Origin of the sequence: Pseudomonas sp. MF6751 (assembly GCF_016613265.1) — a bacterium.
Classification (GTDB): Bacteria; Pseudomonadota; Gammaproteobacteria; order Pseudomonadales; family Pseudomonadaceae; genus Aquipseudomonas; species Aquipseudomonas fluorescens_BV.
Window position 1 is genome coordinate 70,554 of record NZ_JAENSV010000005.1, and the last position, 23,965, is coordinate 94,518.

The 23,965-nt window shown below is 56.7% G+C and carries 9 protein-coding genes, 1 tRNA gene and 1 pseudogene; 7 read left to right on the plus strand and 4 right to left on the minus strand.

Annotation, left to right across the window (positions count from 1 at the left end; all coding sequences use genetic code 11):
• The first annotated feature begins 229 nt into the window (after positions 1-229).
• The 6 genes and pseudogenes from JJD66_RS06410 (at position 230) to JJD66_RS06435 (ending at position 20,352) form a co-directional block, all read left to right on the plus strand.
• The gene (locus tag JJD66_RS06410; protein ID WP_200647795.1) at positions 230-1,951 is read left to right on the plus strand and encodes a ShlB/FhaC/HecB family hemolysin secretion/activation protein; all 1,722 of its coding nucleotides are present in this window, start codon (positions 230-232) and stop codon (positions 1,949-1,951) included.
• A 33-nt stretch (positions 1,952-1,984) separates the two neighbouring features.
• Positions 1,985-18,790, plus strand: a complete 16,806-nt coding sequence (locus tag JJD66_RS06415; RefSeq protein ID WP_234452169.1) for a hemagglutinin repeat-containing protein — start codon at positions 1,985-1,987, stop codon at positions 18,788-18,790.
• A gap of 11 nt (positions 18,791-18,801) precedes the next feature.
• Positions 18,802-19,131 carry an Imm40 family immunity protein gene (imm40, locus tag JJD66_RS06420; protein ID WP_200647796.1) on the plus strand — a complete coding sequence of 110 codons (330 nt, stop codon included), beginning with the start codon at positions 18,802-18,804 and terminating at the stop codon, positions 19,129-19,131.
• A gap of 71 nt (positions 19,132-19,202) precedes the next feature.
• Positions 19,203-19,649 (plus strand): annotated as a pseudogene (locus JJD66_RS06425) (hemagglutinin repeat-containing protein); the annotation flags it as partial.
• A gap of 44 nt (positions 19,650-19,693) precedes the next feature.
• Positions 19,694-20,083 (plus strand): colicin D domain-containing protein, encoded by a 390-nt coding sequence (locus tag JJD66_RS06430; protein WP_325167092.1) that lies wholly within the window; start codon positions 19,694-19,696, stop codon positions 20,081-20,083.
• Positions 20,080-20,352 carry a colicin immunity domain-containing protein gene (locus JJD66_RS06435; protein ID WP_200647798.1) on the plus strand — a complete coding sequence of 91 codons (273 nt, stop codon included), beginning with the start codon at positions 20,080-20,082 and terminating at the stop codon, positions 20,350-20,352. Before JJD66_RS06430 ends, JJD66_RS06435 begins: the two co-directional genes overlap by 4 nt.
• 636 nt (positions 20,353-20,988) lie before the next feature.
• Here JJD66_RS06435 and JJD66_RS28425 read toward each other — a convergent pair.
• From JJD66_RS28425 to JJD66_RS06450, 3 genes are all read right to left on the minus strand, one after another.
• Positions 20,989-21,186, minus strand: coding sequence for a carbon storage regulator (locus JJD66_RS28425; RefSeq protein ID WP_200647799.1), 198 nt, complete (start codon positions 21,184-21,186; stop codon positions 20,989-20,991).
• Positions 21,187-21,522: 336 nt separating this feature from the next.
• A complete protein-coding gene (locus JJD66_RS06445) occupies positions 21,523-22,191 on the minus strand; it encodes a hypothetical protein (RefSeq protein ID WP_200647800.1) in 669 nt (222 codons plus the stop codon).
• 316 nt (positions 22,192-22,507) lie between these two features.
• Positions 22,508-22,594: transfer RNA gene (locus JJD66_RS06450), tRNA-Leu, on the minus strand.
• 223 nt (positions 22,595-22,817) lie between these two features.
• On the opposite strand from JJD66_RS06450, the gene JJD66_RS06455 reads away from it, so the two are divergent.
• The gene (locus JJD66_RS06455; protein ID WP_198861593.1) at positions 22,818-23,294 is read left to right on the plus strand and encodes a hypothetical protein; all 477 of its coding nucleotides are present in this window, start codon (positions 22,818-22,820) and stop codon (positions 23,292-23,294) included.
• A gap of 130 nt (positions 23,295-23,424) precedes the next feature.
• Here the strand turns inward: JJD66_RS06455 and JJD66_RS06460 are convergent, their stop codons facing one another.
• Entirely contained in the window at positions 23,425-23,952 is a 528-nt protein-coding gene (locus JJD66_RS06460; RefSeq protein ID WP_200647801.1) for a DinB family protein, read from the minus strand.
• Between the last annotated feature and the right edge of the window lie 13 nt (positions 23,953-23,965).

A 23,965-nucleotide genomic window follows, 5' to 3' on the forward strand; every position in this document is an offset into this window, starting at 1 on the left:
TTGATGCTGTGGGGTTTTTTATGGCTTGTTGCTTAACACAACGGCTCGATACCACACGCTGCATCAGTGCTTAGCGGCAGGGTTAGAACCCGCAAAAACTCTACATTTCAAGCCTGAGCAGCTCTGCGTGAAGGGCTGAACGGATTTGCACTGTTAATTGACGCCATCAAAATGACATCTTATCATCGCCACATAGGATGGCATAAGGCCATATAGAGGGATCTATAAAGTGTGGCGTTTACCGCGTCGGACCAGGTTAAGCCTGCTGTCCGCTTTTTTTTGCCTGGGCACCTCCGGATGGGCGCAAGCGGCCACGCCGCAGAACGCCCCCGGCATCACCGACCTCATCCGTGACCGCCAGGACCGCCTGCTCGAAGAGCAGCAACGGCGCCTTGAAGAACTCAAAGACTTGCCGGGTAAAGCCGCCGCGCCAACAACATCGGCAACGCCTGCCGACACCCGCTGCTTCCCGATCAAAACCATCGAGCTGGGCGGTGCGGATGCGCTGAGCGAAGGTGAGCGCGCTGATCTGATCAAGCCCTATGTCGGCCAATGTCTTGGTGTGCCGCAGCTCAACGCAGTGCTCAAGGTGATCACCGACCGTTATCTGGCCAAAGGCCTGGTCACCAGTCGTGCGTATTTGCTGCAGCAGGACCTTTCCAGCGGCAATCTCAAGATCCAAGTGGTCGAAGGTAAGCTGGAGAGCCTCAAGGCTGCCGAAGGCAGCGGAATCACTAACCGTCAATTGACCATGAGTTTCCCCGGCAAGCAGGGTGAACTGCTCAATCTGCGGGAAATCGAGCAGATGGTCGATCAGTTGAACCGCTTGCCATCGAACCAGGCGCAGATGGAGTTGGCGCCGGGAAAGGCCGTTGGGGGCAGTGATGTACTGGTCAAAAACACCCCGCAAAAGCCCTGGCGTGTCGGCCTGTCGCGGCATAACGGCGGCCAGCGCAGCACCGGTGAGCAGCAGTGGGGCGCCAGTCTGGATTGGGACAATCCGTTGGGCTTTGCCGACCAACTTTCGCTACGTGGCGGCCATGATGCTGTCAGCGATCACCAGAAAACCTCGCGCAACTCGATGCTCAGTTATAGCCTGCCGTTCGGTTGGTGGAACCTCTCGTACAGCTACATCGAAAGTGAGTACCGCTCCCAGGCCGAGGCCAATAACTTCAAATTCAAGCAGACGGGCGACAGCCAGAATCACCAGTTGCGCCTGGAGCGCGTCATCCATCGTGACGCTTTGAGCAAGACTTCCCTGAACACTGGCATCGCCTATCTTCGTACCAACAACTTTATCGAAGACAGCAAGCTCGCCTTGAGCAGCAACCGCCTCAGTGAAGCGCAAGTGGGTATCAACCATGGCCGGCGTATCGGTGGCTCATTCCTCAACATTGACCTTAGCATGCAAAACGGCATCGGCGCATTCGATGCCCAGGCCAATCACGATCCAAAGCCTGGGCAGCCGGATGCGCGCTACCGCAAGTACACCGCCACGGTGAGCTATCTGTACCCGTTCAAACTCTGGGGTGAGTCCCTCAGTTTCAGCAGCTTGATGACCGGTCAGCACAGCGAAGACGTGTTGTTCAGCCCGCAGCGCATGAGCCTGGGCGGGCAGTCGTCGATTCGGGGCTACAAAGACCAAATGCTTGCCGGCGACAGCGGCGGCTACTGGCGCAACGACCTGCGCTGGAGTCGGCCGTTGACTTGGGCCTGGATGCAGCCGGTGTTCACTGAATACGGCACCAGCCTGGGCTACGACCAGGGCGTCATCAGGCATGGCCGCTACAACGCCGAGCAGCATGGGCGCATGAGCAGCAACTCGGTGGAGTTGTTTGCGCGCGGCAAGAACGTCGCGGCCAGCGTGACCTTTGCACACTCTTTGGAACGACCGGACGCGATCACGGACCGTGAAGCGCCGATCTATTTCCGTCTGGATTTTTTCCTTTAAATTTTTGACCGCCTTTGGGCTTCGAGACATGACATGGACGTTCGCCAGTACGCATTCCTCGCGCGCCAGCCTTCTGCTGCCGTAAAAAGCCGTTCCCATTTTGTGGGGCTGCCTAAACGTGGATTGGCATTGATTCTGGCCAACGCCATTTTCTGGCATCCGTTACTGGCTCAGGCGGGCGGCATTGTGGTGAATGCCCCAGGTACGACGGTCGGGCAAGCGGGTAATGGCGTGCCCATCGTCAACATCGCTACGCCAAATACCAGCGGGCTGTCGCATAACCAATTCCATGACTACAACGTCGGCGCCAATGGGGTGATCCTCAACAACGCCACCGACCGCACCCAGGCCACACAACTGGGCGGCATCATTGTCGGCAACCCCAATCTCAACGGCACCGCTGCCAACATCATCCTCAATGAAGTCAACGGCGGCAGCCCCAGCCAACTGCGCGGCTACACCGAAGTGGCCGGGCAATCGGCGCATGTGATCGTTGCCAACCCGTATGGCATCAGCTGTAAAGGTTGCGGCTTTATCAATACCCCGCAAGCGACGCTCACCACCGGTAAAGCCGTGATCGAAAACGGCCAGATCAATCGTTATCAGGTGGATCAGGGCAGTGTCGCCATCGAAGGCGCGGGCCTGAACGCCAGCAACGTCGATCAGTTCGAAATCATCACCCGCGCCACCACCATCAATGCCCAGATCCAGGCGAAAAAGCTCACCATCGTCGCCGGTCGTAATGATGTGGACGCACGCAGCTTAAATGCCACCGCGCGGGCCGCAGATGGCAGCCAGGCGCCGGATCTGGCGATTGACTCGTCGGCGCTGGGCGGCATGTATGTAGGCGCGGTCAAGCTGATGGGCACTGAGGCGGGTGTCGGCGTGAAGTTGTCGGGGGATATGGTCGCTGGCGGCGATATTCAAATCGACGCTGGCGGCAAGGTGGTCATGGGCCAGACAACAGCAGCCGGCGCCATTGACGTGAAGGCCCGCAGCGTGGAAGCCCAGGGCGTGGTCGCGGCGGGCAGTGTGCTTGAGATGAAGACGCAAGGCGACTTGCTTAATCAAAAAAGCCTGGCTGCGCGGGATCGCGTGGCGCTGCAAAGCAGTGGGGTGTTGACCAACAACGGTGTCATCGAAGCGGGTGTCAACGCTGATCGGACGCGCAATGCTCAGGGCGATATCCACGTCACTGCCGCCCAGTTGAATAACAACGGTAAGACCGTCATCGCCAGTCGTGACCTGACCGTGAATGTGGATGGCACTGTCGACAACCGCAGCGGCACCCTCAGCGCGCAAAACCAGCTGAAGGTGACGACCAAAGAACTGGACAACCAACAGCAAGGCCGCGTGTTGAGCGCCGCACGCATTGAGTTGAATGCCGCACGATTGCTCAATGCTGACGCAGGCCTGGTGGTGGGCGACCTGGGGCTCAGCGGCCGCATCGGGCAGTTGGTCAATCGCAAGGGCGAGCTGTCAAGCCTTGCTGAAGTCACCTTGCAGGTCGACAGCCTGGACAACGTCGCTGGCCTGATATCTGCGGGCCAGGCGCTGCGCTTGACTGCCAGCGCGGCGGTGAACAATCAAAGCGGCCGTCTGGTAGCCGGGCAGATGGCGCAGGTCAACGCCGTGCAACTGGACAATAGCCAGTCAGGCATCCTCACCAGCCAGGGCGACCTGGGGCTGAATATTGCCGGCACGTTGGATAATCAGCAGCAGGGCCGCATCGAATCGGGTGCCGCCGCACAGGTCAATGCCGGGAGCTTGAATAACCAACATGGCGTGCTCGCCGGTGGTGGCACCCTTGAACTGGCGGCCGGCCCGGTCAATAACAGCCAAGGTGGATCAATCTCCAGTGCCAAGGCTCTCAATGCCCGTGCCACCAGCCTCGACCAGCATGACCAAGGGCGCATTTACAGCAATAGCGACCTAACCCTGGACCTGAGCAACGGCCACCTCGACAACCACGATGCAGGTTTGATCAATGCCAGTGGCCAACTGACGCTGAATAATCTCAATAGCGTCGACAACCGCAGTGGCGAGATTTCCAGTGCCCATGGGTTTAGCGTCGCGGCGAACAGCCTCGACAACCGCGCTGGCAAGCTGCTCAGTGATCAAGCCTTGGGCTTGCGTATCGCCCAGGCGCTGAACAATGGTGCCGGTCAAATTGCAGCCAGCGGCCTGGATATTGACGTTGCCAGTTTGATCAACGACCAACGCGGTCGAGTTCATAGCCGTGATGGGCTTAACGCCCGGGTGGGTGGTTTGCTCGCCAATCAAAGCGGGCGTTTCAGTGCCGACGCAGGCGTACAGTTGACCGTGGGTAGCCTGAACAACAGCAATGGCGGCCAACTCTTCAGCCAAGGCGATTTGAGCCTGAACCTCAATCGGGGTCACCTCAATAACCAAGGCGGCTTGATCAACTCCCCAGGCCAGTTGTTGTTGACTCAACTGAACAGCGTCGATAACCAGGGCGGCGAAATCTCCAGCGCCCAAGCCTTCGATCTGAATGCGGATCAACTTAATAACAGCGCCGGCAAGTTGCTCAGCGAGCAAGCCTTGAGTGTGCGCATTGCCCGCGCCCTGGACAACACCCAAGGTGCGTTGACCGCAAAGGCCTTGGGTGTACGGGCTGGGACACTGATTAACCAGTCCGGTCGACTCGCTGCGGTGGATAGCATCAATTTGCAAGTCGATGGCCAACTCGATAACCGCAGTGCAAAGGTTCTGGGCAAACATCTTGTGCTTGGCGTTGGGACGCTCAATAACGACCAGGGAGTGGTACAGGGTGATTCGACGTTGCTACTCCAAGCGGGCGGCGCGGTCAGTAATCAGGCCGGCACGTTAGCCGCTGGGCACAGCGTGACGCTCAACAGCGCCAGTCTGGATAACCGCAAAGGTAACTTGAACAGCGACGGTGCACTGACGGCCGGTATTGCGGGTAGCCTGCTCAACCAAGCAGGGCTTTTGAGTGCCGGTACAGACTTGCAGTTGAACGCCACCGACCTGAACAACTCGCTCAAAGGTCGCATTGCCGCTCAGCAGGTACAGCTCACGGGGCAAGGATTGGATAACAGTGCAGGCGGTAGTCTGTATGCCAAAGGTCAATTGGGTGTAGCCCTCGGCGGCCAGTTGAACAACGCCCAAGGCACACTGCGCAGCGATGATCGTTTGACCATCAATGCCTCCGGTTTAACCAATGATGACGCAACACTCTCCAGTGCCAGCGACCTGAAGATCACGACCGGCAAGCTGAGCAACCAGGGCGGGCGCCTTAGCAGCGCGACCCAGTTGGGGATGACGGTTACCGCGCTGGACAACAGCCGTAAGGGGCAGGTCTCCAGCCAAGCCGATGTAAGCCTGGACCTGCAAGGTGGCCATCTCAACAATAGTTCTGGTCTGATCAATGCCCCAGGGCAATTACTGCTCAAGCAACTGGGCAGCGTTGATAACCAGGGCGGTGAAATTTCCAGTGCGCGTGCCTTTGAGCTGGCGGCGACGGCCTTGAATACGACGGGCGGCAAGATACTCAGCCAGCAAGCCCTGACCTTGCGTATCGCCCAAGCACTGGACAACACCCGTGGCTTGATTTCCGCCGCTGCTTTGCAGGTAAACAGCGTCAGCCTGGGCAACCAGGGCGGCAAGCTGAGTGCCGTTTCCGACCTGAACCTCGGCGTAGACGGTGTGCTGGACAACCGCAACGGTGAATTGCTGGGTCAGCACTCGACAGTCGAAGTGGCTGCGCTGAACAACAGTCAAGGGCGCATCCAGGGCGATAACCGCTTGACCTTGACCAGCCAGGGCGCGGTCAACAATGACAAAGGCACGCTAGCTGCCGGTCAGATGCTGAGGGTCAATGCCGCCAGCCTGGGCAACCAGTCCAAGGGCCGCCTGACCAGCAAGGGTGAGGCGCACCTTGTGGTGGGGAGCGTGGATAACCGAGGTGGCAGCATCACGTCGGTCGGGCAGTTGCGGATCAAGGGGGACGAGCTGGACAACCGTCAGGCCGGGTTGCTCAACTCGGGTAAGGCCATGAACCTGTCCATCGGCAAAGTGGACAACCGCGGGGGTGAAGTTTCCAGCGTTACCGAACTGACGATGACGGGCCGTGAGCTGGACAACAGCAATGCCGGTCGCGTACTGGCCAATAGTACGCTCCAGCTGACGCTCGACAGGCTGAACAACCAGCTCAAGGGCCTGATTTCTGCGCAACAGGACGTCAATCTCAAAGCGATCAGCCTGGACAACAGCGCCCAAGGCAGTCTCTACGCCAAACGCAACCTCGACATGACCCTCGCCGAACAGGCTGACAACAGCCAAGGCGTGATACGCAGCGACGCCGCCTTGCAACTGCGCAGCGCCAGCCTTGGCAACAACGGCGGGCTCATCAGCAGCGGCGGGGCGTTACTGTTGAGCTCCGCCAATGCCCTCGTCAATCAGAACGGAGAGGTGCTCAGCGCTGATACGGCGACGGTGAATGTGGGCAGTGTCGACAACAGCCACGGGCGCATTGTGGCTGACGGTGCGCTGCAACTGACCACAGGCGTCTTGCTTAACCAGCATCAAGGTCGTGTCACCAGCGCTGATCGCCTCGCCCTGACAGCGACCGATGTAGACAACCGCTTCGAGGGCCGTATCGCCAGTGGCCAGTCGCTCAACGCTAGCCTCAGCAGCCTCGACCAGCGCGGAGCCGGTGAGTTTTACAGCAACAGCGAACTGACCCTGGACATGAACCAGGGGCACTTGAATAACGCCGATGGCTTTATCAACGCGCCAGGGCAGTTGTTGCTCAAAAACCTCAAAAGCGTCGACAACCGTAACGGTGAAATCTCCAGCGCCAAGGCCTTCGCATTGCGTGCCGGCACCCTGGACAACAGCGGCGGCAACTTACTCAGCGACCAAGGCTTGACCCTCAAAATCGAACAGGCGCTGCTTAACGTTAAGGGGCTGATTTCAGCCGCCGGTGTCGAGCTGGGTGCTTCGCGCCTGGACAATCGTGAAGGCAAGGTCAGCAGCACTCTGGATGCGCGCCTGGCGGTCAATGAGGACCTGCTTAACCATCAGGGCGAAATCGTCAGCGCAGGCCACACGCAGCTGAAGGCGGCCAGTTTGGATAACACTGCCGGGCAGGTGCTCGGTGATGTCAGCCTGGACGTAAAGGTCAAGGGCGCACTGAATAATCGCGCCGGCACACTCGGTGCTGGTACCTCGTTGAACGTGCAGGCCGCCAGTCTGGATAACCGCCAGGCCGGGAAATTGGGCAGTGACGGCCAACTCAAGGCCACGATTGATGGGTTACTTGACAATCAGGCCAAAGGGCAGGTGTTGGCCAAAGGCGCGATGGAACTGCGTGCCGGTCGTCTGGATAACCGCGAAGGGCGGCTGACCGGGCAGGACCTGTTGACGTTGCACAGTGCGAATGTCGACAACCGCAGCGGTGTGATCCTTTCCCAGAAGGACCTTCAACTCAATGTGGGTGAGCTGGACAATCAGCAAGGCTCACTCAGCAGCAAGGCGGCCTTGGGCTTCGCCGGGCAACAGTTGCGCAACCAGAAGGGCCTGGTGAGTGCCGTCGGGCCCCTGCGACTGACTGCCGACAATGTACAAAACGCGGCTGGCCGCATCGCGAGTCAGAGTGATCTGCAGGCAACCATCGGCGTACTGGCCCAACAGGGCGGTGAGCTGGTTGCCCAGAACGAGCTGAGCCTGAGCGGGACCTCCTTGGACAATCGCGATGGCGGCCTGGTAGGCGCCACAAAAGCGCTGAAACTGACGGTCGACGCCGTTGATAACCGTGCGGGCGAGATCTCAAGCCAGAGCAGCATCGACTTCAAGGCGCAGCACCTGGATAACAGCGCGGGCAAACTGATCGCCGGTACCGCATTGGAGCTGGCCGTGGCCCATGTGATCAACCAGGCTCAAGGGATGATTTTCGCCCGGGACAACCGCTTCAACGGTGCGCGCCTGGATAACGGCCAAGGCACTTTCGCGGGCCAGCAATCGCTGAGCATGTCGCTGGTAGCCATTCCTGGCACTGAACTGGATGGCCGGCTGGATAACCAACTGGGCAAAATCAGCAGCGAAGGCACCCTGCAGGTGACCAGCGCGACGCTCAACAACGACGCGGGTGCCGTCTCTTCGGCAGGTGCGCTCACACTCGCTGCCAGCGGTGCTATCACCAACCAGGGCGGCGTCATGGAGACCGATGCCGCCCTGACGCTCACCAGCGCGGGCCTGGACAACGGTCCCAAAGGCCTGCTCAACAGCCGTGGTGCCCTTATCCTGACCACCGGCACGCTGAACAACAATGGCCGTATCACCAGCGCCGATCGCCTGGATCTGTCGGCAAGCCAGGTGGACAACAGCGGACGTATCGCCAGCAGCAAAAACCTGACTGCCGCGATCACCGGTCTGAATCAACAGGGCGGTGAACTATTCAGTAATACCCAGCTTGATCTTGACCTGAATCACGGCCAACTGAGCAACGTGGGCGGGCTTATCAATAGCCCGCTGCTGATGTTGAAAAACCTCGCCGATGTGAACAACCAGCGTGGCGAAATTTCCAGCCAGCAAGCCTTTGCCCTGACGGCTCGTAACCTGGATAACAGCGGCGGCAAGCTGATCAGTAACCAAGGCCTGACACTGCAGATTCAAGATGCCTTGGGCAACGTTAAAGGTGCGATCAGCGCAGCCGCCCTTAACGCCAATAGTGCTCGCTTGGACAACACTGATGGTCTGCTCAACAGTCGTGGCGTCATGGACGTCTCGGCCACCCATGCGCTTGATAACCAGCGCGGAACGCTGATTGCCGACGGCGCCATGCGGCTGTCTTCCGCTCGGCTCGACAACCGTGACGGTGATGTATCGGGCAAGGCATTGGTGACCGCTGATATCGATCAGGTCGATAACCGCGGCGGTCAACTCATCAGCACCACCGCCGTGGATGTGCGTGGTGCGTCCCTGGACAACCGCAAAGGCCTGGTTGGCGCCGATAAAGCGCTGAAGGTGCTGGTCGATAGTATCGACAACCGTGGCGGCGAACTGTCGACCAACGCCGACCTGACTGTCAAAGGGCACACCCTGGATAACAGCGATGCCGGTCGTGTGCTGGCCGGGCAATCCTTGAACCTTACGCTCACCAAGCTGCTTAATCGCAACCAAGGCCAGCTCAACACTCAGCGGCTGATGCTGAGCGCTCAGGACCTGGACAACAGCAACGGCAAACTGCTCGCACAGCAGCTTCTGCAACTTGAGCTGAAAGGGGAGCTGAATAACACTCAAGGCGTGCTCAACAGTGAAGGGCGCCTGAGCGTCGATGCGGCGAGCGTAGTCAACCGTCAGGGGCGGATTTCCAGCGCCGACGCGTTGGTGCTGGGTTCGCAGGGGGCTCTGGACAACGAGGGCGGTGAGCTCGTGACTGACAGCACGCTGCAACTGCGCAGCGCTAGCCTGGGGAACCAGAAGGGCGTGCTCAGTGGCAAAGGGGCGGTCAGTGTAACCACTGGCGCGCTGGATAACACTGGGGGCCGTCTCACCAGTGGCGACACCTTGGAGCTGAAGGCTGGGCTACTGAATAACAGCGCCGGCAGCATCGGCAGCGCCCAGGCCCTGACGGCCAGAGTGGATGGGCTTGATCAGCCAGGCGGCAAGCTGTTCAGCAACGCCGCGCTGACGCTGGACCTGAACAACGGCCAGCTTAACAACCAGCAGGGCCTGATCAACGCGACTGGGCCGCTGGTGCTCAACCATCTCAATGGTGTGAACAACCAGGCCGGTGAAATCTCCAGTGGCCAGGCCTTCAATATCGTGGCGCGCAACCTGGATAACAGCAGTGGTCGCCTGCTCAGCAACCAGGGCCTGACGCTGCGTATCGACCAGGTGCTCAGCAACATCAAGGGTCTGGTCGCGGCGGCGAGCCTGAGTGCTCAGGCGGGTGTCGTCGATAACAGCGGCGGTACGCTGACCAGTCGCGGCGGGCTTGAATTGACCAGCACCGAGCTCCTGACTAACGGGCAACAAGGCTTGATCAATGCCGCGCAAGCACTGACAGTCAATGCGGGCAACCTCAATAACCAGGGCGGCAGCCTGCTTGGCACCAGCGCCCTGACGATCAATGCTTCGGCCTTGGATAACAGCGCCAAAGGCCTGATCAACAGCCAGGGCAGCCTGCAACTAAATGCCCAGGCTCTGGATGCCAGCAACGGCGGCGAAGTGTCGGCCAAGGGCGATATGGACCTTACGCTGACGTCCATGGCCTTGCGTGGCGGCAGGCTGATCGGCGAGCAGCGCCTGAGCCTGGACCTGGCCAACGGGGATCTGGATAACCGTAAAGGCCTGATCTTCGCCAAAGGCCCGCTGACCCTCAAGCGTGTGCAAGACGTGCAAAACCAGGGCGGCGAACTGTCCAGCCAAAACGCCCTGAACATGACGCTGCGTAACCTGGACAACAGCGCCGGTACGCTTATCAGCCAGCAACTGCTGACGCTGAACGCAGGCGACATCGTCAATCGCGGCGGCTTGCTGTCGGGTTGGCAAGGGCTCAACCTGATCGGCACCCAGTTGGACAACCGTGACAAAGGCACGCTGTCCAGTCGCAACGGCGACCTTGACGTGCGCCTCAGTGGCAGCTTGCGCAACAGTGGCGAAGGTGCGCTGGCCAGCCAAGGGCGGTTGAATGTCAGCGCCGCCAGCCTGGATAACAGCAACAAAGGTGTTATCTCCAGCGGCGCGCAGCAGACCTTGAGCGTGATTGGCGCATTGAACAACACCCAAGGTGGGTTGATCGACAGCGGCTCGACGCTGGATCTGAGCGCGGCCAACCTCGACAACAGCGCCGGCACTATCACGGCCCTGCGCAACCTGAACTTCCTGGGTGGCAACTTGCTCAACACCGGTGGCTCGCTGATGGGTAACGACCATCTGGTGCTGAACCTGCAAGGTCACCTTGGCAACGTCAACGGAAAGATCGCGGGTACCAATTCGCTGGTGCTCAAGCAAGCTATTGAAGTGGATAACCGTGGTGGGCAACTCGCTAGCCAGGGCGCTCTGTCATTGGCCTTGGGTGGTCTGAACAACAGCGAAGGCGGCACCGTTGCGTCCAAAGGTCGGCTAGCCATTGATGCCAGCGCTATCGTTCAAAACAACGGCGACGGGCTGATTTACAGTCAAGACGGCGACCTGCAAATCAACGCCTTTGGCCTGACCAACGCGCAGGGCAAGATACAGGGGCAGAACGGCCTGCGGGTCGAGGTCAATGGCGATCTCGATAACCAGCGCGGCAATATCATCAGCCAGACCGGTGACGTGCACCTCAAGGCCGGCAACCTCGACAACCGTAGCGGCGTGCTCGCCAGTCTCAAGGGTGCCATCGAGGCCGGTGTGGTGGGTGTGCTGCGCAACGGTCATGACCTGAGCGCCAGCCCCAAGGGCGGCTTGATTCAGGGCCAGAGCCTGTTACTCAGTGCCGGTCACCTCGATAACCAGGGCGGCTATGTGGGCGCACAGACCAGCGATGCGCTGCTGACGGCGGTAACCCTCAATAACCAGCAGGGCGCGTTGTATGCCAAGGGCCTGATGCGTATCAACGGCGGCGCCCTGGAAAACAGCGCCGGCCAGATTGCCGGTGACCAGATCGCGCTCGGCCTCAACGGCCAGTTGACCAACCACAACGGCCTGATCGAAAGCACCAACAACCTGACCGTGGCCGCCAGCGCCATCGATAACCAGGGCGGCAAATTGCGTGCCCTGGGGCGCTCGGGCAAAACAGCGTTCCAGATCGGAGGCGTGTTCGACAACCGTAACGGCGCCGTGGAAACCGCCAACCAGGACCTGACCCTCGCGGCTGCCAGCTTCCAGAACAACGGCGGCCAGTTGCTGCATGTGGGTGAGGGCACGTTCGACATCTCGTTGCCCAACGTTACCGGCGCGGGCGGCACCGTTGTCACTCGCGGTGGCCTGACCCTGAACGCGGATACCTGGACCAATACCAGCGTCATTCAGGCAGGGCGTTTGAACGTCAACGTCAATCACTTCACCCAGACGGAAACCGGGCAACTGCTGGCTTCGACGCACCTGGAAGGCAGGGGTGGCAGTTGGGTCAATAATGGGTTGATTGCCAGTGATGGGAGTTTAAATATCGACCTCGCGGGCGCCTATAGCGGTAATGGGCGAGTCACCAGTCAGAGTGGTCTCAACCTGCATGCGAGTCGGTTGGATCTGAGCACTAGCGCCAAAATTACTGGCGGTGGCGATACCCAGGTCAACATTGATGGGCAATTGAACAACTATGGACGCTTGACCTCTGCGACCAACCTCGAACTCTCGGCAGGAACGCTGAACAACTACGGAACATTGGGTGGCGCACAGAATGTAACCGTAACCAGTGCAGCCTTGTTGAACGATCATGGTTTGTTGTTCAGCGGCAACGACATGGCCTTGCGTAGCGACACAATCACCAACCAGTTCGGCGACATCTATAGCCTGGGCCGACTGGATGTGACCGGTCGAGATGGTGTGAGCAAGGCAGCCAGTCTCGAAAACGTATCCGGCAGCATCGAATCCATTCGTGACATGTCCCTTAAGATTTCCAGTCTGACTAACCGCCGGGACGAGTTCACCACCAAAGACACCGCCGGTAGCGGCGGGTCACTCACCAATATTTGTTGGGACTGCCGAGGCGATCACTTTGTTGTCGACTTTGTCGGCACGGAAAACTATCAAACTGAGTTACTCAAGGCTTCGGCTACTTCGACTATCCAGTCTGGCGGGCGCATGGATATCGCCGCTAATTCGCTGCTCAATGAATATAGTGTTATCGCTTCTGGCGCCGACATGAACATTACTGCGGATACGCTGACCAACAAAGGCGCTGCATCTGGCTCCGGAACGCGTACCCGTACCTGGCGGCTGGAAGCGACTAACGGTACTTACTGGCGCTTCAAACGGGGTGTGATGGACCCCTACAACGCTCAGTCAGGACCCAAAAGCTTGCCGGTCGGTGCGTTGTCAGCGTTCAGGCTGATTGGCGATACCCTGGTATCGACCGCTGGCGCTTCATTGGCTCCAGCGATCATTCAAGCTACTGGTGCCGTGAACATCACCGCCAGCAAGACCTTGATCAACAGCATTGAGGCGTCCAACACAGCCTTGGCCGGGCACGCGCCGCGCAATGAGGACACGGGGGTCGCCAGCGGTCCAACAACCGTGGTAGTGCAGCTCGCTCCGCAATTGCCACCAGACCTGGCCCAACAACAGGTCAATCCGTTAACGCTACGCGGCTTCACCTTGCCCTCCGGCACCCACGGTCTGTTCCGCCTCAGTAGCCAAGCGGTTGATGACACTCAAGCCACCCAAGCCCCCAGCGGCCCGCAGAGTTGGACAATGGGCGGTGCAACCCTGGGCCTTGCTCAACGCCAGGACGCACAGCCAGCGATTGAAACACGCACCTTCGACTTCAAGGGCGTCGCTCAACAGGAGGCGTCTACTCATCAGCTGGATCCGACCGCACGTCAGGTCAGTGGCATCACCTCCACCAGCAGAACGCTTAACGTTGCAGGTGCCAACGATGCGGCCAACGGTAGTGGCTGGACGCCCAGCCAGATCACTACAGGTGAAATCGCGCGGGGCGAGGGCATCAACGCCCAAAATCCGTCTACCGGCTCAACTGCACCAGTGCCGATGGTCACCGGGCAGGGCGATCAGCCTGAGCTGGCGCTGATCGAGCGGGATACAAGCATTGAGGTTATTACGCCGAACGAGCCTGCTCGACCGACGCTGAACATTCCTGGCGTGACGCCGATAATGCAAGGTGTGCAGCCAGTTGTGAGCACACCGGCTGCACAAGGTCCAGGCGCCAGCCCAACCCAGATCGCTGCGGTGATTGCCCAGCCGCTGAATGCCGCGGCGCAAACCACGACAGTCGCCAGCCAGACCATCAACCGTGTACAGGGCTTTACGCCCACCACGCCTAAGTCGCAGCCGCATAAATACCTGATCGAAACCAACCCGGTGCTCACCGACCTCAAGCAGTTCATGAGCTCCGACTATTTGCTCGCGGGCCTGGGTTACAACCCGGACGAAAGTGCCAAGCGCCTGGGTGACGGGCTGTATGAACAACGGTTGATCCAGCAGGCTGTGCAGGCACGCACAGGGCAGCGGTTTATCGACGGTCAGAACACCGACGAAAAACTGTTCAAGTACTTGATGGACAATGCGATCCAGAGCAAGCAGCAACTGAACCTGGCAGTGGGTGTGACCCTGACCTTTCAACAGGTCGCGGCCCTGACCCACGACATCGTCTGGCTCGAACAGCACGAAGTGAACGGTGAGAAAGTGCTGGTGCCTGTGCTGTACATGGCCCAGGCCGACAATCGTCTCGCGCCCAACGGTGCCTTGATCGCCGGTAACGACCTGAACCTGATTGCCGGTGAAAACCTGGAGAACGCCGGGACCCTGCGCGCCACCAACAACCTGTCGGCCAAAGCAGGCAACGACTTGATCAACAGCGGCTTGATCGAAGCCGGCAACCGCCTGGACCTGCTGGCGGGTAACAACATCGTCAACAAGTCCGGTGGCATCATCGCCGGACGCGACGTGACGCTCACCGCGATCAAGGGTGATGTGATCAACGACCGCGCAGTAACCCGTACCGGCAACGGCACTGCTGAGCGCCGCGACTATCTGGACAGTGCGTCGCGCATCGAGGCGGCCAATGACCTGACGATGAATGCTGGTCGGGACATTGCCAATACCGGTGGCGTGCTGAAAAGCGGGCGTGACACCACACTGTTCGCTGGCCGCGATGTGCGCATCGAAGCCGTTGAGCAACGCAATGGTTTGGATCTGGGCAACCGTCTGCGCACCGAAACCGTGACGCAAAACGGCGCCAGTGTGGAGACTGGTCGTGACCTCAAGGTATCGGCAGGGCGTGACTTCACCGCCATTGCCAGCCGCATCGACGCCAAGCGTGACTTGAGCATTACGACCACCGAAAACCTGAGCATTTCGTCGGCCGCCGACGAGCAGCATTCATCGAGCAAATCCAAGAAAGTCACCCAGTCCAAGGACCACATCAGCCAGGTTTCCAGCGTGCTGACGGCCGGCGGCGACGTGTCGCTCAATGCCGGTAAAGACCTGGAGCTCACCGCCAGCCGGATTGCCGGGGGCGGTAACGTGGCCCTCGATGCACAGCGCGATGTGAGCATCCTGTCGGCACTGGACGAAGACGCTTCGTTCTACTCTAAGAAGAGCAAGGGCTCGTTCGGACGCAGCAAAAGCCAACAGCGGGAGAGTTACGACAGTACCAACGTGGCCTCTGTCGTCGAAGCCGGTAAAGACCTGACCGTTAACGCCAGCAAGAACGCCGATGGCGGCATGAGCATCGACGGCGGGCGTGACGTCACCGTGATCGGCAGCCAGTTGAAGGCGGGTGGCGACATGTTGCTGGGTGCCACCGGTGACATCGCGGTGCTGTCGGGTGTCGAGGAGCATGGCTCTTACAGTAAGAAGACCAAGTCCGGGTTCCTGGGGCTGTCCAAAAGCGGCAAGAGCCAGTTGAAGACCACTGCGAGCCAAGTGGGCAGTGAGTTGGAGGCGGGCAATGATGTTGTGGCGGCGGCGGGTAATGACGTGCGGGTGCGGGCCAGTGAGATCAGTGCAGAAAATGATGTCGAGTTGAGGTCTGGACTGGTCAAGGAAACGGGCGATATCAACCTGGTCTCTGCTAACGACACCGCCTATAGCCGTAGTGAAAAATACGAGAAGAAAACCGGCTCGATCTCCGGTGGGTTTATTGCGATCTCCTCGGCCAAAAAAGCTGGTCAGGAAGCCCAAAGCAGCACCAGCGTGGGGAGCCAGGTGTCCGCGGATCGTGATGCGAACTTGCACGCCGAACGAGATATTAACTTGGTGGGCAGTGGGGTCAGCGCCGGGCGTGATGTCAGTCTCAATGCGGGGCGCGATGTCAATGTACTTGCGGCCCAAAGCAGTACCAGTGAGCGCGATTGGCAAAAAAGCAAACAGACCGGTATTGGCGTATCGAGTGACGCCAATGGTGTGACCTTGTTTGTGGGCGCTGATAAAAGTGCAGAGAAAAATAGACTTGAGCAGCAAACAGCAGCCGCCAGCCAGATCAATGCTGGGCAGGACCTGACGATCAATGCCAAGCGAGATATCAACCAGCGCGGCTCTGACCTATCGGCTGCCAATGATGCTGAGCTGACGGCCGGTCGGGATATCAACATCGATGCGGCGCGTGAGCGTTTGCTGATGGAGCAGCAGCGGGAGACTGAGCGCAATGGGTTGAGCGTGGCTATCAACCATAACTATGGCAACACCAAAGATGCAGTGAGCGGGGCTGGTAAAGGAGAGGACAACATCAGCAAGGGCTCCAGTACGCTGAAAGGTGTTGATGCAGTCGGCCAATTCCTTGCTGGTCCTACTGGGGACCTAAAATTCGGCAATAGCAAGCACAGCACCAGCACGCAGCTGATTGAAGAGACCAACCGCTCATCGACCCTGAAGGCCGGTAAAGATCTCAACTTGGTCGCCGGGAATGATGTGGCCATCAGCGGCGGCCAGTTGAATGCCGGCCGTGATATCAACATCAAAGGTCGGGATGTTTCGCTTGATGTAGCGAAGGGCAGCATTAACCAAAATGACAGTGAGAGTCAGAGCTGGGGTGGCATCCATGGCGGTACCAGTGGTGGCATAAAGTTAGGCGTAGGTGGGAGCCATGGCGTTGCTAGTGAGAAGGGTAGTAACGGTACTTCTACCGTCACGACAGTGCAGGCCGGGCGCGATATTAACCTGAACGCGAGCAATGACCTGAGCCTGGTAGGTACGCAAGCCAAGGCTGGTCGCGACATCGATCTCAAGGCAGGGAACGACTTGAGCATTCGTGCTGCGCAGAACGACAGTTCAAGCGACAGTAATAGAAACAGTGGTGGTGGCGAAGTCGGGTTTACCTTTGGCAATGAGGGTGTCGGCGTTTATGCCAGCGTCAGCATGGGCAAAGGGAACCTGGACCGGGAAGGGCGGCGTCAACAGGATGCTTATCTCTATGCTGCCGATCGTTTGGGCTTCGAGAGCGGCCGCGATACCCAGGTTGCAGGTGCTGACTTGCGGGGAGATAAAGTCATTGGCCGGGTCGGCGGTGACCTGAATGTTTCTTCTGTCCCAGACACCGGCAAAGTCAAAGGCAAAGAATTTGATGTAAGTGTCACCGTCACCATCGGTCCGGGCGCCGGTGTCAGCGGTTCGGTTAGTTACGGTCAGACCACTGGAAAAACCAATTGGGTCCAGGATCAGACGCGTATTACCGCCAGCGACAAAGTGGATATCCGTACGGAGAAGCACACACAACTGGATGGCGCTTTAATCGCTTCAGACAATGGCAACTTGAAACTGGATACCGGCACGCTGGGGTTCAGAGACATCTCTGGAGAAGATAAAGAGCACGGGTATTACTTGAACGTCGGTGGCACCTATAAAAACGGTGAAAGCACTACCCAGGACCCGAGCCAGGTCGGTAAAGGCAAGACGGGGCAGACGGGGTGGAGTGTTACGGGATGGAAGTACGATAAGGAACGCGAGCAATCAGTCCGCGCGACGGTGGGCGCGGGTGAGATCGTTGTGCGGGATGTGGGCGATGTTACATCTGCAGTGACGGGGCTCAATCGCGATGTTGATAAGGCCTACGAAGTTACCAAGGACCAGGAAAAACGTACCGATCTGTATGTGACTGACTCTTCGTTGAAGGCGGTGACATCCCCAAAGGCAACATTAGAACAATGGAAAACTGACGCAGCCAAGTTAGGTGACAAAACCGAAGAGACGATTTTCCAGATGGTGGACCTGCTCGGCGCTGGTTCGGAGATTGCGCAAGGCGTAAATCCTGACTTCGTCGGGCTCGAAATGAAAGGACAGGCGGCCATGCGACAGCTAGGCAGTCGTCACCAAGAGGAAAGGTCCGCCATCGTCAACCGGGCGCTTGGCAATATCACGAACAACGCCCACTCGCCTGAAACTCAAGCACTGGCAGATAAGCTCACTCAGATAGCAGGGGATGATCCGAAAGAAGCCTTGCGGGTGTTGACGTTACTGAAGAGTTTGAACAACAGCAGTCCGGGAGAAAGTAACTTCTTACCGGCCATACCTCTCGCTATGGCGGGCATCACAGCCATAGGCGGCGCATTAGTTGCAGCTAACCCAACCACTCAGGAAAACTTGCGTATTGCGGCAAATTCCCTGGTTGAGGCAACAGCCAAAACTGGAGAGAATGCTGCGCAAAGCATGAAAAGCAGCATATTGATCTGGGATGTGATTGTCGGTACGGCATTCCCGATCCACCTGCTTGATCCTAGCAATCGCAGTCTGGTCAATCCGATCCTCACTGACATCGCCGTGCATCCGAGCAGTGGCGGGTTTGGTGATGGCAGTGTGGTTGCTCCGACCGTTCATACCGGTGGGACGCAGCTGGATGGGCGACAGGATGATGGCAAGTATGTGACGCCGGAGCATCGACTTGATCCGGGGAATGTGTTTAGTGAAAATCATGGTTCTGGAACAGAAGGAAATTCCGCTACAGATGATTTCTTCGCAGGCACCAAATACACGAATAAAGTATTAGGTCAGATCAAGACAGGTGATCTCCATGCTTTTCCTGAAAGTGTAAAAGTTTTTCAGGGGGCTGGAGAAATAACGAAAATTACAGGTGGGGATGGCGTTGAAAGAGATATGCTGAAAATTCCAGGGGAGTATCGTGGAAAACAAGGCGTTTTCGAGTTCATAAAAGAGCCGGACGGATCAATAAATCATAGGCTTTTCAAACCGAATTAGGAGCAATGGGCATGAATTTTATCTGGTCTGAGCGGATTGACGCGATCCTGAATTGTGGACTACTTCTGGAATCTATGGGGGTGCAGAACTGGGCTTTAAGGCGTGATGACGCTCTACGTGTCATTAACGAACTCGAAGCTTTAGATGTCCCCATCCTAGGCGGGGATGTATATCAGCTGGGTGACGGGACAGTTGAGCATACTTATGATAATTGGTATTGCGACCAAGAGCCCGATGAGCCGGGCTCTGTTTTCTTGAGGAGAAGTTTAGTTAGGGCGAGAAATTATATTTGTAGCTACCCAAATAGTGATTCGTTATTTGCAATTGTCCCGGGGATCTGATGATACAAAGATGACTGCGAGCAGGCGGGGTTGAGACCCAACCACGGGAAAGTTGGACTTGACTTTGTACCCTGAGTATCTCGTCGTCCGTCGACGAACAGCATTCATCCAGCAAGTCCAAAAAGGTCACTCAGTCCAAGGATCACATCAGCCAGGTTTCCAGCGTACTGACGGCCGGCGGCGACGTATCGCTCAATGCAGGTAAAGACCTGGAACTCACCGCCAGCCGAATTGCCGGGGGCGGCAACGTGGCACTTGATGCACAACGCGATGTGAGCATCCTGTCGGCACTGGACGAAGACGCTTCGTTCTACTCGAAAAAGAGCAAGGGCTCGTTCGGACGCAGCAAAAGCCAACAGCGGGAAAGTTACGACAGTACCAACGTGGCCTCTGTCGTCGAAGCCGGTAAAGACCTGACCGTTAACGCCAGCAAGAACGCCGATGGCGGCATGAGCATCGACGGCGGGCGTGACGTCACCGTGATCGGCAGCCAGTTGAAGGCCGGCGGGGACATCATACCGGTGGGACGCAGCTGGATGGGCGACAGGATGATGGCAAGTATGTGACGCCGGAGCATCGACTTGATCCGGGAAACATGTACAGTGAGGGTAGCGGTGCAAAAGGTAATAGCGTTGCTGAGTCATTAACTAGCGTTACCCAGAAGCAGCTCGATAAAAAATTCAAGCATGCTTCTGATTTTGGTGTGGTGACTACAAAGAAAAATCCTGAAACTCTTGCTCAGTATGAGTCTGCAATCAAAACTCACATGGGGTCCACATCTACGACTCAGCAAGGCACATACGGATTTGTAAAAGACTCCAAAGTGTTCTTTAATTCGACCACCAACAACGCTGTTGTGCTCGATGCGTCAGGAAACTTTGTGACGGGCTTTAAGCTCTCGCCGGGAACACAGCAGTTTGAAAGTTTTATTAAAAATGGAGTTCTGCGATGAGTCTTACTATCTTGGAATTTGCAAGATCGTATGTAGCGGGAAGGCTGAAAGCCGAAATTTTTTCTGAAGCGTATATTGAGCTTTGGAAAATTGAGCGGGATAGCAATGTCCTTCAGCTTGATGAGCCTTCGTTGAGCGAGTGCTTGTCCAGTATTTTTTGTGCTGCGGATATGTACGAACCAAACGAATCAAGGGAAGAGTATGAGTTTGACGATGAAAGACTTAGAATTGAAGTCGCAAGTTTGCTGCAAAAAGTAGTCGCTGATTAGTTGGTGCAAAAGGCCTTAATAAGATTTTTGAACCCGGTCGAACGCCAAAAGCTAGTTAGTTGAGGCAATATGCGGAAGCTCAAGGTTGGAAGCCTGCTCAGACTGACGGTGGCCCTCTCAAATATCTTGACGCGAATGGCATTCCTCGTGTGACAATCAAAAAAGGCAGTTCGCGGGCACCAGGAAGTGCTGATCCACATGTTGAGTTTAAAAGCGCGACAGGTCAAAAAACAGACGCCTTTGGTAACCCGGTAACAAGAAAAGTCCGGATAACCACACGTCAATTGACTTTGATTTTCGAAAAAAGGTGACAGATTTATATGATTAGAATCGGGGTTTTCAAAAATCCTTAAAAATAAATCTGTCCCTGTGCGGACGAAACTGTCCCGAATGGCGATTACTTAACAGCTAACCGGCTGATCTGATTACAAAAAAATGAAAAAAGTCCGCCCTTGGTCTACGGTGATAGTTGCGAGCACACACCACTCGAACAAGGACAGCCCGCCTGAATCGTAGACGTCAAATCGTCAGCCATCAACAGCAGCGCATTCAGCGGCATGCCAAAAACAGCAATGCCCATGTGTTCTTTAAACTGCTAGCCGATCCGGCGTTGCTACAGTGCGGTTGGGGGTTGACCTATTTCAAAACCTCCGTACCAGAAGTGATAGAACCGTTATCAGAGGATTTTCTCTCTTGCTCTGAACGAACAATTCGCATGTTCTTGGGCGCGCTAACTCCTAGAGACACGCTTTCGCCCAAGACCTTGATTACTTTTAATTGGATTTCGCCGCCGATGTATAGGCTTTTATTAGGCGTTCTCGTAATGACTAGCAATTGATATCCCTTTTCATTAGGTCCTTTATCCTCTGGATTAATCGCATGAATTTTGCGAAAAATATATAAGAGTTATCTGATTGTTCTGCAGATAAATCTTATTGAATGCTTCGCTCCCTCGCCGGGAGCACAACAACGCATGGATAAAAGAGGGGCAAAAGGGGGTAGATTTTAATGGTTGTGGTCAACTAATCCTGGGCGTGATGTTAAGTTCCTCCTTGGTCCGCGCTGGCGCCAACCCATCTTTGAATTGATGAGGCCTAATCCAGTTGTAGTGAGGGTGACGAAGAATTCTGGCGTGCCGGTCCTACGTCAATACACTTGTCGGGCTTTATGTTATGCGTCAGATTGTTGGCCGCGAAACTGGTGCCACCAATTGAGATCAATGTTAATGTCAAGTTCTTCGCTTACATTTTTTATGGTATCAATGTCTTTGGGGAGGCTTGGGTCATTATTAATTACCCTTCTCAATGTTCCTAGCATGCACGCAGCGGTGTATAAAATTGCTTTTTCACACGCTATAGCGCGGGTGTAGTGTTCTTTTTCAATATCTCGGATTTCGGATTCTTGGGTTATTATTTTTTCTATATTTGCTTTACTGTATATTGTTGACTTGCATTCATCTTCAATCGAGCGCAGCTTTTTCAGCATGTTTTTTATATGAGCTGCTTGTGATTCAAGATCTAAAAGTCCGCGCTGCTGGGAGCTCGATAACATATCGTATGCGTTATCTATATTTGACTCTATTTTCGGGAAAATAAAATTTGGAGTTATAAATAACGTTCCTACGTATTTTTCAGGAGACCTAATGAAAATTTCTCGGTTTTTGATTGTTTCGGTTATTGAGGGTATGGCTCTGCATAAGATGGTTTCGAATGTTTTGAGTTTTGTTTCCAGTTTTGATTTTTGTTGTCGGGCTGAGAGCTTGCTTTTTAATATTTCAGTAAGCGGTGAAAGTAGAAAGCCAACGGCTGCTGCGAGTAGTATTTTGTAGATGTCGTTCATATGCAAGTCCATTTGAATGGTGGGTTAGAAGTACAAGAGTATACGGTGAGGTTAGCTAATCGGAGTAGTAATTTTAGAATCCTGATTTTTAACGCTTCCCACAGCGTTGCCGCCCTTTAACCAATCAAGCACTTCCGCCGACTCACCTTGGTATTGTATGTGCGCACAGTACTCGAGACTTGGACGTGACGCGCCTTGAGCTAACGAACTGTATGATGTTTTTTGGGCGGGCGGTCCGCAGGACATCGGGGAAGAAATTGCGGAGCAGAAAAGATAAGGGCCTGCCCAGGTTTCCCTGGCAAGCCCTTGATATCTATGGTGCCCGAACCCGGAATCGAACCGGGACGCCCTTACGAGCGGGGGATTTTAAGTCCCATGCGTCTACCAGTTTCGCCATTCGGGCGGTAGCGCGGTGTAACAGGGTTGGGAATATATAGATCCAGCCGCTTCAGCGCAACCTCCCAGCCGGTTTTCCCGCATAAAGATGCGCAGAAAAAAACGTGGCAGATCAGTGATCTACATGGCCTTTGTGCCAAGTCCTGATGAGCGCTTGCAACCCAGGAACAAGCCCCATAAATGACAGTCATAGCGATATGCCATTTCGGCATTTCGCAGGGAGTCGTTTGATGCTCAGTATCCGTAAGCAGGCTTGGATCATGGCCGCAGGTGTAGCGGGGTTGTTGGGCACTGGCGCGTTCAGCTCGGCGCAGGCGGGGAGTGCGGTGCAGTGGGGCGAATTTAGTGCGTCGTCCTCAGACAAGTTGACGGCCGGCTCGATGGATGTGGGCGGTGCCTATGTGTTGAAGCCGTCGGGTGTTTCCGTGGGTGATGTCGAGGCGCTGCAGGCTGGGCAAAAACAGAGTCAAAGCGAACTGCAAAGCTTGAAAAGCAAAGTGGAGGGCCAAGAGCGTGCGTTTGATGAGTTCAAGCGCAAGGACGGTTCGAGTGCCAGTAGCAGTGACAGTCAGCTGTCGAGTCTCAAGCGTACGGTGGATGAGCAGAAGAGCACGATAGAGCGGCAGAAAAGCGAGATCGACGGTCTCAAGCGCAGCCTGGATGATTTGAAGCGCAGTGTGGAAACCTTGAGCAGCAAGGTGAAATGACAGCACTGATGCTGTGGGCAATATAGGGCAACTGTGGGAGCTGGCTTGCTGCGATAGCGATGTGTCAGTCACAGATTTGAATCTGTTACACCGCCATTGCAGGCAAGCCACACATTGACCGTGTCGGCCTTCAGTCAATCAGTGCCAGCAAGTCGGTGACCCCCACGTCCACACCCGCCTGGCTCAGCAGTGTCGTCACCTGGCCGCGGTGGTGAGTCTGGTGGTTGAAAAAGTGCACCAGCAAACCGAAGAAGGGTTTCTCGGCGGCCACGCCGCGCATGTTGTGATAGCGCAGGCGTTGGTCGAGGTGGGGCTCTTGCAGGCTGTGGGCCCACTCGATGATGAGTTGATCCAGCCAGGCGCGATGGGCCGCCAGTTCTGCAAGGCTGGGGAATGCCAGTTGCTTGAGGTCGCTGGGCGTGGCAACTCTGTTCAGCGGCGCCAAGGCCGCAAAGTTGGCCGGGTGTTCGGCGAAGCGCTTGAGCCAGACGGTGTCACCCAGCATCAGGTGGTTCAAGGTGCCGAAGATCGAACCGAAAAACGCTTGGCGGTCCAGGGTCAACTGCGCGTGCGTCAGGGCGGCGGCGGCGTCGTAGACCTTGCGGTTCATCCATTGGTTATAGGTGGCCATCAGCGCAATGTGCTCGATGCGGTTCACCGCGGTTCTCCCT

Excerpts from the sequence above, each read along its gene's own strand:
- JJD66_RS06415 (WP_234452169.1), top strand. The coding sequence starts at position 1,985 with ATGGACGTTCGCCAGTACGCATTCCTCGCGCGCCAGCCTTCTGCTGCC.
- imm40 (WP_200647796.1), top strand. The coding sequence starts at position 18,802 with ATGAATTTTATCTGGTCTGAGCGGATTGACGCGATCCTGAATTGTGGA.
- JJD66_RS06435 (WP_200647798.1), top strand. The coding sequence starts at position 20,080 with ATGAGTCTTACTATCTTGGAATTTGCAAGATCGTATGTAGCGGGAAGG.
- JJD66_RS06445 (WP_200647800.1), bottom strand. The coding sequence starts at position 22,191 with ATGAACGACATCTACAAAATACTACTCGCAGCAGCCGTTGGCTTTCTA.
- JJD66_RS06455 (WP_198861593.1), top strand. The coding sequence starts at position 22,818 with ATGCTCAGTATCCGTAAGCAGGCTTGGATCATGGCCGCAGGTGTAGCG.